This window comes from Polaromonas sp. P1_F2, assembly GCF_056405735.1.
Genome location: NZ_JBFUBN010000012.1, coordinates 115,950 through 131,069 on the forward strand (window position 1 = coordinate 115,950; position 15,120 = coordinate 131,069).

12 protein-coding genes are annotated in these 15,120 nt (G+C 66.5%); 5 read left to right on the plus strand and 7 right to left on the minus strand.

Annotation, left to right across the window (positions count from 1 at the left end):
- Nucleotides 1-6 precede the first annotated feature (6 nt).
- The 7 genes from AC1D0O_RS20805 to AC1D0O_RS20835 form a co-directional block, all read right to left on the minus strand.
- Entirely contained in the window at nucleotides 7-771 is a 765-nt protein-coding gene (locus AC1D0O_RS20805) for an electron transfer flavoprotein subunit beta/FixA family protein (RefSeq protein WP_477655392.1), read from the minus strand.
- Entirely contained in the window at nucleotides 768-1,889 is a 1,122-nt protein-coding gene (locus AC1D0O_RS20810; protein WP_477655393.1) for an FAD-binding protein, read from the minus strand. Before AC1D0O_RS20810 ends, AC1D0O_RS20805 begins: the two co-directional genes overlap by 4 nt.
- Entirely contained in the window at nucleotides 1,886-3,778 is a 1,893-nt protein-coding gene (locus tag AC1D0O_RS20815) for a (Fe-S)-binding protein (RefSeq protein ID WP_477655394.1), read from the minus strand. Before AC1D0O_RS20815 ends, AC1D0O_RS20810 begins: the two co-directional genes overlap by 4 nt.
- 1 nt (nucleotide 3,779) lies before the next feature.
- A complete protein-coding gene (locus tag AC1D0O_RS20820) occupies nucleotides 3,780-5,840 on the minus strand; it encodes an oxidoreductase (protein WP_477655395.1) in 2,061 nt (686 codons plus the stop codon).
- 28 nt (nucleotides 5,841-5,868) lie between these two features.
- Nucleotides 5,869-6,402, minus strand: a complete 534-nt coding sequence (locus AC1D0O_RS20825) for a DUF5943 domain-containing protein (RefSeq protein ID WP_477655396.1) — start codon at nucleotides 6,400-6,402, stop codon at nucleotides 5,869-5,871.
- A 37-nt stretch (nucleotides 6,403-6,439) separates the two neighbouring features.
- Nucleotides 6,440-7,309 carry a glycine betaine ABC transporter substrate-binding protein gene (locus AC1D0O_RS20830; RefSeq protein WP_477655397.1) on the minus strand — a complete coding sequence of 290 codons (870 nt, stop codon included), beginning with the start codon at nucleotides 7,307-7,309 and terminating at the stop codon, nucleotides 6,440-6,442.
- 88 nt (nucleotides 7,310-7,397) lie between these two features.
- Nucleotides 7,398-8,369 carry a dipeptidase gene (locus tag AC1D0O_RS20835; protein ID WP_477655398.1) on the minus strand — a complete coding sequence of 324 codons (972 nt, stop codon included), beginning with the start codon at nucleotides 8,367-8,369 and terminating at the stop codon, nucleotides 7,398-7,400.
- 486 nt (nucleotides 8,370-8,855) lie between these two features.
- Here AC1D0O_RS20835 and fdhA point away from each other — a divergent pair, with 486 nt between their 5' ends.
- The 5 genes from fdhA to AC1D0O_RS20860 all read left to right on the plus strand — a co-directional run bounded on the left by fdhA (nucleotide 8,856) and on the right by AC1D0O_RS20860 (nucleotide 15,115).
- Nucleotides 8,856-10,055: a formaldehyde dehydrogenase, glutathione-independent gene (fdhA, locus tag AC1D0O_RS20840; RefSeq protein ID WP_477655399.1), complete on the plus strand. Its 1,200-nt coding sequence runs from the start codon at nucleotides 8,856-8,858 to the stop codon at nucleotides 10,053-10,055.
- An 88-nt stretch (nucleotides 10,056-10,143) separates the two neighbouring features.
- A complete protein-coding gene (locus AC1D0O_RS20845; RefSeq protein ID WP_477655400.1) occupies nucleotides 10,144-10,920 on the plus strand; it encodes a substrate-binding periplasmic protein in 777 nt (258 codons plus the stop codon).
- Nucleotides 10,921-11,069: 149 nt separating this feature from the next.
- Entirely contained in the window at nucleotides 11,070-12,329 is a 1,260-nt protein-coding gene (gene glyA / locus AC1D0O_RS20850) for a serine hydroxymethyltransferase (RefSeq protein WP_477655401.1), read from the plus strand.
- Nucleotides 12,330-12,345: 16 nt separating this feature from the next.
- Nucleotides 12,346-13,722, plus strand: a complete 1,377-nt coding sequence (locus AC1D0O_RS20855) for an L-serine ammonia-lyase (protein WP_477655402.1) — start codon at nucleotides 12,346-12,348, stop codon at nucleotides 13,720-13,722.
- 148 nt (nucleotides 13,723-13,870) lie between these two features.
- Nucleotides 13,871-15,115 (plus strand): sarcosine oxidase subunit beta family protein, encoded by a 1,245-nt coding sequence (locus tag AC1D0O_RS20860; protein WP_477655403.1) that lies wholly within the window; start codon nucleotides 13,871-13,873, stop codon nucleotides 15,113-15,115.
- Nucleotides 15,116-15,120 lie beyond the last annotated feature (5 nt).

Here is a 15,120-nt window from a genome sequence, read left to right on the forward strand (position 1 = left end):
TGGTTTTCAGAATTGCACGAGTGAATGGGCTTGCAGGTAGTCCAGCACGGCCTGCGCCTTGGCTTGGGGGGTGCCCGTTTGCAGCACGGCTCCGCCGGTGGAGGGGGATTCGATGGCGCCCAGCATGCGGGCATGGCCGCTCTGCACGATGCGGGCTTCGAGCAGCTTGCGGCGCTTGCCGCGCGGCACCCGCTGGCCCATGGCGGAAGGATCCGCCGGGGCCGTGGAGGGCATGGCGGTACGCGTAATGGTCCCCGCCATCGCATCGGCCAGCGAATGGCGCAGCACCACCGGCGCCGCGGCGCTGACGGCCAGCACGGCGGGCGCGCTGACGCGCAGCCGGCGGCGCGCGCCCTTGGGCAGTGCCTGCGTCACGATCCAGCTGCTCCCATCAGCTTGCACGGCCACCACGTCGGTGACCACCGGGCGGCCGAGCGCGGCGCCCAGGGCAAACGGCAGTACGCCGCTGCCCGGCCCGGATTCGCCGCGGGTTCCGGTCAGGATCCAGCGCGTGCCGCGCAGCGAAGGCAGCAGCATGCCTGCCACGTCGCCGTCGGTGCCCGACTCCAGCACGTCGATCAGGGGGGCGCCCAGCGCCAGGTAGTCGCGGGCGACGGCGTCGGGCATGGTGCCGGCGCTCAGCAAGCGGACGTCGCCGGGCAGGCCCACTGCCAGTGCCAGTGCCACGGCCGTGGCATCGGCGCGGCTGCGGGCGGGCCGGCCGCTGACGGCGTGCGCCTGCGCGGCGACCAATACAGTGATATCGCTCATGCATCCACCTTCTGTTGGCGCACCAGGTCCAGCAGGGCTGTCATCAGTGCGGCACTGTCTTCCACCACCGTGAGGTCGGCGCGGCGGGCAATGGGCGCCGAAGCGTCCAGGTTCACCGCGATCACATGGCGGCAGTCCTTGATGCCTTGCAGGTGCTGGACCGCACCGGAAATGCCCAGGGCCAGGTAGGCCGAGGCCGACACCGTCTTGCCGGTGGCCCCGACTTGCTGGGCGCGTGTGAAGCGGCCGTCGTCCACCGCGACCCGCGAGGCGCCCACGGCGGCGCCCAGCGCGCGTGCCAGCGAATGGAACAGCGGCAATTCGGTGACGCCGTTGCCGGCGGCCAGGATGAAATCGGCTTCTTCAAGCGCCAGGGTCTGCGGGTCGCCCGCCTGCACGCCCAGGTCTTCGATGCCCGGGTCCGTCGCCGCTGGCAGCCGCGGCGCCGCTTCCCTCAATCCCAGGCCGACAAACGGCAGCTTGGTGCTGGCCACGTTCCTGGCCAGCAGCATCACTGAAGCGTGTGGCCGCATCCAGTCTTCATGGCTTGTGGCCGGCACACGCAGCTGCTCGGCGCCCAGCTCGGCCACACCGCAGGCCAGGCCCAGGCCGGCGCCCAGCGCGAAGCGGCGGCCCAGCTGGCCGTCGGCGCCGCTGTCGGCAAACCACCAACGGGCGGGCTTGAGCGCCGCCTGCAGCTCCCGCAGCCAGGCCACCGTGGCGCCCGGCTGGTAGCGGCTGCTGTCGAAATCGTCCTGCACCAGCAGGCGGTCCGCGCCCAGTGCGGCGGTATCGTCCTTGCAGGCGCCCAGCACGGCCACCACCACTTCCACGTGGGGCGATGCGAGGATGGCGGCGGCGGCAATCGCCTGGCGGGCGCCGTCGGTCAGCGCGCCGCGTTCGGCATGGCTCACCACCAGGCTGACCTGGCTGAACGGGCCCTGGCTGCGCACGGGTTTTGGCGCGCTGTCATGGGACGAGCGGGCGCCGGCCAGGCGTTCACCCTCGCTGCTGCCCAGCACGATGCGGCGCAGGCCGAGGGGCGTGATGACGGCCGGGCGGCGCGGGTCGATCCGCTTGACGGGGGCATCCATGTGGAAATGCGCGGGGGCGTTCATGCGAGCTCCAGTGCATGGGCCATCAGCTCGGCCACGTCCAGCACCTCGGGGCGCGGGCCGACCACGCCTTCCAGCATGGCGGTGCAGTTGGGGCAGGCCACGGCCACGATGCCGGCGCCCGTGTTTTTCGCGTCGCCGATGCGGATGTCCGGAATGCGGGTGCTGCCGGGTATGTCGGTGAACGGCGCGCCGCCGCCGCCGCCGCAGCAGCGGCCGCGCTCACGGCTGCGCTCCATCTCCACCACCTTGATGCCGATGCCCTTGAGCACCGCGCGCGGGGCATCCACCTCGCGGCCGTAGCGGCCCAGGTAGCAGGGGTCGTGGTAAGTCACGGTTTCCAGGCTGCCGGCGCGGGTCGGCGTGAGCCGGCCTTTGGCCAGCAGGTCGGCCATCAGCTGCGTGTGGTGCCACACGTCAAAACTGCCGCCGAGCGCGGGGTACTCGTTCTTCAGCGAATGGAAGATATGCGGATCGGGCGTGACGATGTGGGCAAACTTGCGCGCCTTCAGCGTGGCGATCAGCTGCCCGGCCAGGCGCTGGAAGCCGGCTTCATCACCGAGGCGGCGCGCCAGGTCGCCGCAATCGATCTCCGCCGCGCCCAGCATCGCGATCTTCAGTCCGGCCTTTTGCAATGTCTTGATGAAGGCGCGCAGCGTGCGCTGGTAGCGCATGTCGAAAGCGCCTTCACCCACCAGCACCAGCCAGTCGGTCTCGGCGCCGCTGTCGAGCACCGGCACGTTCAGGTCGGCGGCCCAGTGATGGCGGGCGGCCAGCGGAAAGCCGCCGACGGTATCGGTGTCGCGGAGCTGCTCCAGGGCCTCCATGCCCTTGTTGGGCACCACGCCGCCGACCAGCGTCATGTGGCGGCGCATGTCGACGATGGCGTCCACGTGCTCGATCAGCATGGGGCATTCCTGCACGCAGGCGCGGCAGGTGGTGCAGGCCCAGAGCGTGTTGCTGTCGATCAGGCCGTCGACGATGGGCAACTGCGGCGCACCGGCATGCCGGCCCACCGGCTGGCCGGGGTAGGGGCTGCCGGCGTAATTTGCGTCGCTCCTGGCGCTCATGCCCACCACCAGGTCCTGGATCAGCTTCTTGGGGTTCAGCGGCTGGCCGGCGGCAAAGGCCGGGCAGGCGGCTTCGCACTTGCCGCACTGCACGCAGGCATCGAAGGACAGCAGCTTGTTCCAGGCGAAGTCGGCGGGCTTGCCCACGCCCATGTCGTCGGCGGTGAGCGTCAAGGGTTTGAGCGCGGTGGCGCAGCGCTTTTCGCTAGCGCTGCCAAAACGCTCGGGCCGTGGATGCAGGCCGAGGTGCAGCAGGCCGGCAACCGCGTGCTTCATTGGTCCGCCCAGACCGATGCCGAATGCCAGTTCAGCGGCACCTGCAGCAAATGCCAGGCTGATCAGGCCGGCCAGCCAAGGCGCCAGCGCGGTGCCGGTGAGGGCCACAGCTCCGACCAGGGCCACGGCCAGTGCAAACAGCATCAGCGAATAGGGCAGACGGCTCCACGGGCCTTTCGATAGGCGCGTCGGCGCATTCCGGCGGCGCGAGGCCATGGCGATGGAGCCGGTCAGCATCATCAGTCCGGCCAGCAGCAGCACGGCGTCCAGGCTGCGCCAGTACAGGCCCAAGCCATAGTTCAGCGCCACCAGTGCCAGCGCCAGGATGGCACCGCCGGCGACGCCGACGTGGGCCCGAGCGACAAACGGCTCGCGTGCTACCACGTCGTGCAGGTCGACGAAGTAACGCTTCGGTATTTGTAGCAGCCCGCCCAGGTCCACGCTGCGTGAGCGGCCGGTTTTCCATATAAGTGCTCGACGGGCCATGCCCCAGGTCAAACCCAGGACTGCCAGCCAGAACAGCGTGCTCACCAGTTGCTGCAACATCTCAAAAATCCTTGCACAGGCGCAGCGAGTCGTAGATCGCGGCGTGGATGTTGTGCATGGAGACGCAGTCACCCACGCGGTAGAGCAGGAAGTCGCCGTTGCCGGTGGCCTGGCTCAGGCCCGGCTGGGGCAGCGCGTCGTACAGGGCGTCGATATCGGTCTGGCCCTTGTTCAAGGACAGGGGCTTGAGCTGCCAGTAGAGGCCGTCGTTGGGCAGGATGCCGTTCTCGACCACGACCTGGTCCACCGCGCGTTCTTCCAGCGCTTCGGTGTATTCGTTCTTCAGCACGGCAATCAGCTTGTCGCCTTCGCGGTAGACGCGTTCCAGCCAGAAATTTGGCGTCTGGATCACGCCATTGGCATAGAGCTGGCGGTAAAAAATAGGGAAGGTGGTGCCGCCCACGTCGTCGGCCACCTTGACGTCGGGCGTGACGATCTCCACCAGCTTGCCGCGCGCGGCAATGAAGTCGGCCACGCCGGTGCCGGCATGGGTGCTGATGCTGTCGTAGACCAGCACGTTTTCGCCCGGCGCCACCGCGCCGGAGAGGATGTCCCAGCCGCTCACGCACAGGCCCTCGGCCGCGCCCCAGGCCGGCGTCTGGCCGGTGTGCGGAACGCCGCCCGTGGCCAGCACCACGATGTCGGGTTTCTCGGCCAGGATCATTTCCTGCGTGGCCGCCACGCCCAGGCGGCGTTGCACACCCACGCGCTGGGTCTCCATGTCGAACCAGCGGATGATGCCGGCCATCTGTTCGCGCTTGGGCGGCTTGGCGGCGAGGTTCACCTGGCCGCCTACCACGGAATTCTTTTCGAACAGCACCACGTCGTGGCCGCGCTCGCGCGCCACGCGGGCGGCTTCCAGGCCCGCCGGGCCGGCGCCGACCACCACCACCTTGCGCCGGGCGCCCGTGGTTTTTTCGATCACGTGCGGCATGGTCTCTTCGCGGCTGGTGGCGGCGTTCTGGATGCACAGCACATCCAGGCCGTTGTACTGGCGGTCGATGCAGTAGTTGGCACCGACGCATTGCTTGATCTGGTCCTCGCGTCCGTCGCGGATCTTGATGACCATGTGCGGGTCGGCGATCTGCGCGCGGGTCATGCCCACCATGTCCACCATGCCGGTGGCCAGGATGCGCTCGGCCTGCGAGGCGTCGCGAATGCTTTGCGCGTGCATGACCGGCACCCTGGAGACCGACTTGATGCCAGCGGCCAGATGCACAAAGGGCTCGGGCGGCAGCGCCATCGGCGGCATGCAATTGACCAGCGTGTTGTGGGTATCCGCACCGGAGCCGACCACGCTCAGGAAGTCGATCAAGCCGCTTTCCGACATGGACTGGGCAATCTCCTTGGCCATCTCGTGGCTGATGCCGTCTTCATGGAATTCGTCGCCGCACATGCGCATGCCGACGCAAAAATCGGCGCCGACCTGCTCGCGGATGGCCTGCAGAACTTCCATGCCGAAGCGCAGGCGGTTTTCCAGGCTGCCGCCATATTCGTCGGTGCGGTGGTTGACGCGCGGGCTCCAGAACTGGTCGATCAGCTGCTGGTGCGCGGCGGAGACTTCGATGCCGTCCAGGCCGGCGTCTTTCACGCGTTTGGCGGCGCGGCCGTAGTCGGCCACGATGCGGCGGATTTCTTCGATCTCGATGGTCTTGGCGTTGCCGCGGTGCACCGGCTCGCGGATGCCCGAGGGGCTGACCAGGTGCGGCCAGTCAAAGCCGTGCCAGGCATTGCGCCGGCCCATGTGGGTGGCCTGGATCATGATCTTCGCGCCATGCTTGTGCATGGTTTCGGCCAGCCGGCTCAGGGGCTCGATCACCGAGCCCTTGGCCAGGTTGATGGAACTCCACCATGACCAGGGGCTGTCCCGCGAGACCGGGCTGGAGCCGCCGCAGATCGCCAGGCCGACGCCGCCCTTGGCTTTTTCTTCGTAATAACGGACGTAGCGCTCGTTCGGGTTGCCGCCCTCGGCGTACACCTCGGCGTGCGCGGTGCTGACGATGCGGTTGCGCAGCAGCACCTGGTTCAGGCGTATCGGTTCAAACAAATGCGGGTAGCGCATGGTGGGGCTCGGTTTTTCTCTTTGTCTCTTAAAGGGGGCTGACGGTGAACACGCAGTGGCCGTGGCCTTCGGCGGCGCACTGGCTCTCGCTGCTGGTGGTGCGCACCGCCGAGCCTGCGGTCTCCATCACCCAGTCCATGGCGCCCGAGAACCAGCCCGCGAACAGGTAGCAGACCTTGCTGCGGTCCACCGGCACACCGGCGATGCCCTGCGCCAGCACGAAGACCGAATGGTCCAGCTGGATGCGCGCATGGCCGGAGGCGGCATCGGCGCTGATGAACTTGAACAAACCCCAGCCGCGTTGCGACAGGCGCTTGAGGTAGTGCTCGTACACCGCCATGCCGGCCAGGCCGTGCGTGGCCGCTTCCTGCTGGCACCAGAAGTACGCGGAGCGGTAGCCTGCCTTGTACAGCGCAGGTGCATACACCTCGCGCCCCACCACGGCTTCGGTTTCGACATGGTTGTTGACGAAGAAGTGCCGGGGCACGTAAATCATCGGCAAGCCGTCGGTGGTCCAGACGCCGGTGCCGGCGTTGACGTCAATGGGGAGCTGGGGTTGCATCTGTGCTGTTCCTGGTTTTGTCTTGTCTGAAGAAAACTCAGGCAAGCCAGCTCGCCACGCGGGCGGGGTTGTCGTTGACCCATTTTTCGGCGGCATCGGCGGGCTTGGAACCGCCCTCGACTGCCAGCATCACGGCGCCGATTTCTTCCGGCTTCCAGGACAGCTTCTTCAGGAAAGCCACCACCGTCGGCGCCTTGGCATTGAGGTTGGGGTTGATCACGCTGTCCACATGCTCTTCGAGGCCGTAGATGTTCTTCGGGTCGGCCAGGAAGCGCAGCTTGTACTTGGCGAACATCCAGTGCGGAATCCATCCGGTGACGGCGATGGCCTTGTTGGCGCGGTAGGCGCGGTCCAGTTCGGCGGCCATGGCCGGGCCGGAGCTCGGCTGCAGGCGCATGTCCAGGCCATAGGCTTTGATGGCTTCCTCGGTCTTCTTCATGACGCCGGCACCGGCGTCGATGCCGACGATGCGGTTGTCGAAGTCGGCACGGTAGGTGTTCAGGTCGGCCAGGCTGGTGGCCTTGACGTAGTCCGGCACGATCAGGCCGATCTTGGCGCCGGGGTAGTTCGAGCCGACGATTTGCACCTTGTCCTTGAAGTTGGCCAGGTAGGCCTCGTGCGTGACCGGCAGCCAGGCCGACAGCGTGGCATCGATGTCACCGCGCGCCACGCCCTGCCACATGATGCCGGCGGCCAGCGGCACCAGCTCCACGTTCATGCCCAGCTTGCCGCGGATGATGGCGGCCGCCAGGTTGGTGGTCGCAACGCTGTCCGACCAGCCGTCGACAAAGCCGATCTTGATGGTGGGTTTGGCTTGCGCCAGGGCGCCGGTGCCGGCGAGGGCGATGGCCGACAGGCTCAGGGTCTGGGCCAAAAACTGGCGGCGTGGGGTGGTGTTGACGGTCATCGAAAATACTCCAGGTTGAAGGAACGGACGGAAAGACAGGGGTGGCAGGGGTGGCAGGGATGGGTTGGGTGTGAGTGGAGGGTGGGGCTTAGACGTTCCAGACTTCGCCGAATACGCGCAGCCAGTTACGGCCCATGACCTTGATGATCTTGCCCGCGGGCCAGCCTGCGCGTTCCATGGCGGCGGTGAGATTGGGCATCTCGCCGATGGTGCGGATACCCAGCGGGTTCTGCACGGTGCCGAAATTGGTGAGGCGGCGGAACCGCCCCTTGTCGTGGGTGAGCATTTCGAAGAACTCCTGGCCATAGCCCTGGGTGTGGTCGGTGCCCACCCCCACGCAGTCTTCGCCCACCAGGTTGATCACATAGTCCAGCGCTTCCACATAGTCGTCCACCGTGGCATCGACGCCGCGCTTGAGGAAAGGGGGGAACATGGTCACGCCGATGAAGCCGCCGCGGTCGGCGATGAACTTGAGCTGCTCGTCGCTCTTGTTGCGCGGGTGCTCCTTCAGGCCGGCAGGCAGGCAGTGGCTGTAGGTGACCGGCTTTTTCGATTCGAGAATGGCCTCCTCGGAGGTCTTGGCCCCCACATGCGAGAGGTCCACCATGATGCCGACACGGTTCATCTCGCCGATGACTTCACGGCCGTAGCCCGACAGGCCGCCGTCGCGTTCATAGCAGCCGGTGCCGATCAGGTTCTGCGTGTTGTAGCAGAGCTGCACGACACGCACACCCATGTCGGCAAAGGCCTCGACGTAGCCGAGCTGGTCTTCAAAGGCATGCGCGTTCTGGAACCCCAGGATGATGCCGGTCTTGCCGTCCTTCTTGGCCTGCTCGATATCGGCCGTGGTGCGAACCAGCGACAGCAGGTCGCTGTTGGCACGGATCTGGTTCTTCATCTCGGCGATGTTGTGGACGGTGCTTTTGAAATCGTCCCAGACCGAGACCGTGCAGTTGGCGGCGCTCAGGCCGCCCTTTTTCATGTCCTCGAACACCGAGCGGCTCCATTTGGAGATGATCAGGCCGTCGATGATGAGGGAGTCTTGGTGCAGGGCGCTCATAGAGAAATCCTTCGAGGATAGAAGAGGGAAACCGTGAAGTCGGGATGTGGATGCACGCGGGGATGCCCGCCGGCGGCGCGGCGCTCGCTCAGGCTTGCGAAAGGGTGCGGGTGGCTGTGCATGAATCGATCGTGAGGGGCTTGGTTTGCCGGATTGTTTTGCATCGTCGCTGCCTTACCTTGTGTTACCCGGACGCGGACTTGTCCAAATGCGACATACGCACCGCAAGGGCTTGCCCCGCGCGGTTTGCGCGCCAACACGGTGCGCCGAAAGGGTGGGTTTTCCCGTAGTCAGTGCATGTCGAATGCTTTTCGGAAGGGCCGCCCGCGGCAAGAGCCCCGCCAGGGGCCATGGCGCATTTCAGCGCAAGCGTGTCGCGAGGCCGCAAGTGCCGGGCCCGCCAAGCCACAACACTGCGCAGGCAGACCCGGCTCGCGATGCACGCGCAGCGGGGCCTGCGCATCCCCAACAACACCGGAGACACATATGCAAGGAAACCGCGGCGTCGTTTACGTCGAACAGGGAAGGGTCGAAGTGCGGTCCATTCCCTTTCCCAAACTGGAAAACCCCAACGGCAAAAAGATCGGCCATGGCGTGATCCTGAAAGTCCTTTCGACCAATATCTGCGGCTCGGACCAGCACATGGTCAGGGGCCGCACCACCGCGCAGGCCGGCCTGGTGCTGGGCCATGAAATCACCGGCGAGGTGATCGAGGTCGGCACCGATGTGGAGACCCTCAAGAAGGGCGACCTGGTCTCGGTTCCTTTCAACGTCGCCTGCGGCCGCTGCCGCACCTGCAAGGAGCAGCACACCGGCGTCTGCCTCAGCGTCAATCCCGCGCGCGCGGGCGGCGCCTATGGTTATGTGGACATGGGCGGCTGGATAGGCGGCCAGGCCGAGTACGTCATGGTGCCCTATGCCGATTTCAACCTGCTGCGCTTTCCCGACAAGGACCGCGCCATGGCCAAGATACGCGACCTGACCTGCCTGTCCGACATCCTGCCCACCGGCTACCACGGCGCCGTGTCCGCCGGCGTGGGGCCGGGCGCCACGGTCTACGTCGCGGGCGCGGGTCCGGTCGGCCTGGCCGCGGCCGCGTCGGCACGGCTGCTGGGCGCGGCCGTGATCATCGTCGGCGACGTCAATCCGGCGCGCCTGGTGCATGCGCGCCAGGTCGGCTTCGAGACGGTGGACCTGTCCCAGGACGCCACGCTGGCGGAGCAGATCGCGGCCATCCTGGGCGAGGCGGAGGTCGACTGCGCCATCGATTGCGTCGGTTTTGAAGCGCGCGGCCACGGCCATGACGGCTCGCGCGAAGAGGCGCCGGCCACGGTGCTCAATTCGCTGATGGAGATCACGCGCGCGGCGGGTCGCATCGGTGTGCCCGGCCTCTATGTGACCGATGATCCGGGCGCGGCCGACAGCGCCGCCAGGCGCGGCAGCCTGAGCATCCGACTCGGCCTGGGCTGGGCCAAGTCGCACAGTTTCGTCACCGGCCAGACACCGGTCATGAAATACAACCGCCAGCTGATGCAAGCCATCCTGTGGGACCGTATCAAGATCGCCGAGATCGTGGGCGTGCAGGTGATCACGCTGGACGATGCGCCTTCAGGCTACGCCCAGTTCGACGCCGGCGCGCCCAAGAAATTCGTCATCGATCCCCATCGCCTGCTGCAGGCGGCTTGAGGAAGGGGGGCTTGAGGCCGTAAGGCCAAAGCCCCCTGGCCTCGGGCCGGACCGGGTCAACAGGCTGTCAATTTTTTTGGAGTATGCGATGAAACGGATGTTATTGGCCGCCACCCTGCTGCTGGCCCAGGCGCTGCTACCCAGCCAGGCCCAGACGCAGGCCCAGGTAGCGCCCAGATTCATGCGGCTGGCCACGCTGGAGTGGCCGCCCTACACCGGCTTGCTGCTGCCGCAGGATGGTTTGTCCACGCGCGTGACCTCGGTGCTGGCCAAGGCGGCCGGCTACCGCCTGCTGTCGGCTTCCTTCGCCTGGGCGGAAACGGTGGACAAAGGCGAGAAGGACCCCAGCTACGACGGCTACTTTCCGGTGTACTACAGCAGCCAGCGCGACAAGAACTGCCATCTGTCCCAGCCCATAGGCAGCAGCTTCCTGGGGCTGGCCACGCTCAAAAGCGCGCCCATCAACTGGACCCAGCTGTCCGAGCTGACCACCTACCGTCTCGGCGTGGTCGAGGGCTATGCCAATGGCGCGGAGTTTGACGCGGCCGTCAAGGACAAAAGCCAGCCGGTGGAAGCCGTGGCCAGCGACGCCTTGAACCTGCGCAAACTGCTGGACGGCAAGATACGCGGCATCGTGATCGACAAGAACGTGCTCGCCTACACCCTGATGCGCATGGGCGGCGCACCCCAGGTGCAGGTCAGTTCGCGCCCCATAGGCCTGCTACCGCTGCATGTCTGCTTCAAGCGAAACCCGGCGGCACTGGCCATGCGCGATGCTTTTGACCTGGCGCTCAAGAGCAACGATCCCGCGATGCTGGAAACAGAGTACTTCCAGACCTTTACCGGCGCTGCCCGCAAGCCTTAGCCCCGGCTTCGCCGAAAAGGGCGAGAAGGCCGAGAAGGGCATGTTGTCGCAATTTGCATATTGGGTGACGTAATTGGCACTGTGTCGCTTGCACTTGGAAACGAAGATTGCCCCATCGCGAATCCTCCGATCCACACAGGAGCTACCCCATGTTCAGCTACAGCAAGCAGTCCCTCCAGGCCACCGATCCCGATCTCTGGGCCATCGTCCAGCAGGAACACCAGCGCCAGGAACAGCACATCGAGCTGATCGCCAGCGAAAACTACACCTCGCCCGCGGTGATGACCGCGCAAGGCAGCCAGCTCACGAACAAGTATGCCGAGGGCTACCCCGGCCGGCGCTATTACGGCGGCTGCGAGTTTGTCGACCAGGCCGAGCAGCTTGCCATTGACCGCGTCAAGCAGCTTTTCGGCGCGGACAAACACGGCTGGGCCGCCAATGTGCAGGCGCATTCGGGCGCGCAGGCCAACGAGGCCGTGTTCATGGCCTTCCTCAAGCCCGGCGACACCTTTATGGGCATGAACCTGGCCGAAGGCGGGCACCTGTCGCACGGCATGGCGCTGAACATGAGTGGCAAGTGGTTCAACGTGGTGTCCTACGGCCTGAACGACAAGGAAGAGATCGACTACGACGCGATGGAGCGCAAGGCCCATGAGAGCCGCCCCAAGATCATCATTGCCGGCGCATCGGCTTATGCCTTGCGCATCGATTTCGAGCGCTTCGCCAAAGTCGCCAAGGACGTGGGCGCGCTGCTGATGGTGGACATGGCCCACTATGCCGGCCTGATCGCCGCGGGCGAATACCCCAGCCCGATTCCCCATGCCGACATCGTGACGAGCACGACGCACAAAAGCCTGCGCGGACCGCGCGGCGGCATCATCCTGATGCGCCCGGAGCATGAGAAGGCGATCAACAGCGCCATCTTCCCGGGTTTGCAGGGCGGGCCGCTGATGCACGTGATCGCCGCCAAGGCGGTGGCGTTCAAGGAGGCGCTGGAGCCTGAGTTCAGGACCTACCAGCAACAGGTGGTGAAGAACGCTGCGGCACTGGCCGAAACCTTGGTGCAGCGCGGCCTGCGCATCGTCTCCGGCCGCACCGAGAGCCACGTGATGCTGGTCGACCTGCGCGCCAAGGGCATGACAGGCAAAGCCGCCGAAGCCCTGCTGGGCCGCGCGCACATCACGGTCAACAAGAATGCCATCCCGAATGATCCCGAGAAGCCCATGGTGACCAGCGGCGTGCGCCTGGGCTCGCCGGCGATGACCACGCGCGGCTTCAAGGAGGCCGAAGCGCGCCAGGTCGGCCATCTGATCGCCGACCTGCTGGACCATCCGGACGACGAAGCCCAGGTTGCCCGGGTACGCGCCGCCGTGGCCCAGCTGACCGCCGCCTTCCCGGTCTACGGCTGAGCCCCCGGAAACCGCCATGTCACTCAGCACCTTCGACCTGTTCAAGATCGGCATCGGGCCCAGCAGCTCGCACACCGTGGGGCCCATGCGCGCGGCGCGGCTGTTCGCGGACGCGCTGCGCGACGGCGGCCTGCTTGACGCGGTGCACGCCGTTCGCTGCGAACTCTACGGCTCCCTCGGGGCCACCGGCAAAGGGCATGGCAGCGACAAGGCCGTCATGCTGGGACTGGAGGGCGAGGCGCCCGATCTGATCGACCCCGACGCCATCGCGCCCCGGCTGCAGGCCCTGCGCGAGACACAAACGCTGAAGCTGGCGGGGACCCACCCCATCGCCTTCAATGAGCGCGAAGGCCTGAAGTTCCTGCGCAAGGCCTTGCCCTTCCATCCCAACGGCATGCGCCTGTACGCCTTCGATGCAAAGGGCGACAGCCTGCTCGAGAAAACCTATTACTCCATAGGCGGCGGTTTTGTGATCAGCCAGGCCGAGGACGGCCAGCCCGCGCTGGTGCCCGACCGCAAGATCCTGCCTTATCCCTTTACCACCGGGATAGAACTGCTGCAGCGCTGCAGCGAGAGCGGCCTGAGCATTGCCCAGGTGATGTGGCACAACGAGCTGGCCTGGCGGGATGCCGACGCCGTGCGGTCCGGCCTGCTGCGGATCTGGAGCGTGATGCAGGCCTGCGTGCGCCGCGGTGTCGCCACCGAAGGGGTGCTTCCGGGCGGCTTCAAGGTGAAGCGGCGGGCCTTCGAACTTCACCGGGCCTTGACGGTGCACCCCGAAGCGGCGCTGAGGGACCCCTTGCAGGTGATGGACTGGATCAACCTGTATGCGCTGGCCGTCAATGAAGAAAACGCGGCGGGCGGCCGGGTCGTCACGGCGCCGACCAACGGCGCGGCGGGCATCGTGCCGGCCGTGCTCCATTACTACGTCAGGTTTGTTCCCGGCGCCGGCGACCAGGGCGTCATCGACTTCCTGCTGACCGCGGCGGCCATCGGCATCCTCTACAAGGAAAACGCCTCGATCTCCGGCGCCGAAGTCGGCTGCCAGGGCGAGGTCGGTGTGGCCTGCTCGATGGCCGCGGGAGCGCTGGCCCAGGTCATGGGCGGCACGCCGGAACAGGTCGAGAACGCGGCCGAGATCGGCATGGAGCACCACCTGGGGCTCACCTGCGACCCGATAGGCGGGCTGGTGCAGATCCCCTGCATCGAACGCAATGCCATCGCCTCGGTCAAGGCCGTCAACGCCGCGCGCATGGCCTTGCGCGGCGACGGCACCCATTTCGTCAGCCTCGACAAAGTCATCAAGACCATGCGGGAAACCGGCGCCGACATGATGACGAAATACAAGGAAACCTCGCGCGGGGGCCTGGCCGTGAACATCGTTGAATGCTGAATGAACACCCCCTGCGCCGCTTCGCGTCACCCCCCTCGAGGGGGGCGGCACTGGCCGTCCGGCAAAGCCGGCCCGGCGGTGCCCTTGACTGGACCGCTCCGGGGCCGTGACCGCTGAATAGATCGAGAGAAGAGAGAAGGAACCCGCTATGCAGAAATTTTCAATCTGGTCGCTGCTGCGCAACAGCATGTCCTACCACGAGGGCTGGGAGAAGCAGTGGCGCTCGCCCGAACCCCGGCGCGAATACGAGGTGGTGATCATCGGCGGTGGGGGGCATGGCCTGGCCACGGCCTACTACCTGGCCAAGGAACACGGCGTGCGCAATATCGCGGTGGTCGAACGCGGCTACCTGGGCGGCGGCAACACGGCGCGCAACACCACCATCGTGCGCTCCAACTACCTGTGGGACGAATCCACGGCGCTGTATGAAAAGTCCATGAAGCTCTGGGAAGGCCTTTCGCAGGACATCAACTACAACGTGATGTTCAGCCAGCGCGGGGTGCTGAACCTGGGCCACAGCCTGCAGGACATGCGCGACATCGAGCGGCGCGTCAACGCCAACCGGCTCAACGGCGTGGACGGCGAGGTGGTCACGCCCGCGCAGATCAAGGAAATGATTCCCTTCATCAACCTGAACACGCGCTATCCGGTGCTGGGCGCGTCGCTGCAGCGGCGCGGCGGCGTGGCCCGCCACGATGCGGTGGCCTGGGGCTATGCGCGTGCCGCCGACGCGCTGGGCGTCGACCTGATCCAGAACTGCGAGGTCACCGGCATCCGCCGCGAAGGCGGCACCGTCACCGGCGTCGACACGGCCCGGGGTTTCATCAAGGCGAAAAAAGTCGCTATCGTGGCGGCGGGGCATTCCAGCGTCGTCGCCGGCATGGCCGACATCCGGCTGCCCATCGAAAGCAAGCCGCTGCAGGCGCTGGTCTCGGAGCCGCTCAAGCCGATCTTCCCGAACGTCGTGATGAGCAACGCCATCCACGCCTACATCAGCCAGTCCGACAAGGGCGACCTGGTGATCGGCGCGGGGGTCGACCAGTACAACGGTTACGGCCAGCGCGGCAGCTACCACACGGTGGAGCACACCCTGCAGGCCATCGTCGAGATGTTCCCGCTGTTCTCGCGCGTGCGCATGAACCGGCAATGGGGCGGCATTGTCGACGTCTCGCCCGACGCCTGCCCCATCATCGGCCTGACGCCGGTCAAGGGCCTGTACATCAACTGCGGCTGGGGAACCGGCGGCTTCAAGGCGACGCCGGGCTCGGGCTGGGCCATGGCCTACACCATCGCCCAGGACCGGCCGCATGCGCTCAATGAAGCGCTGTCGCTGGACCGCTTCCACAACGGCCACCTGATCGACGAACACGGCGCGGCTGGCGTCGCCCACTGAGGAAA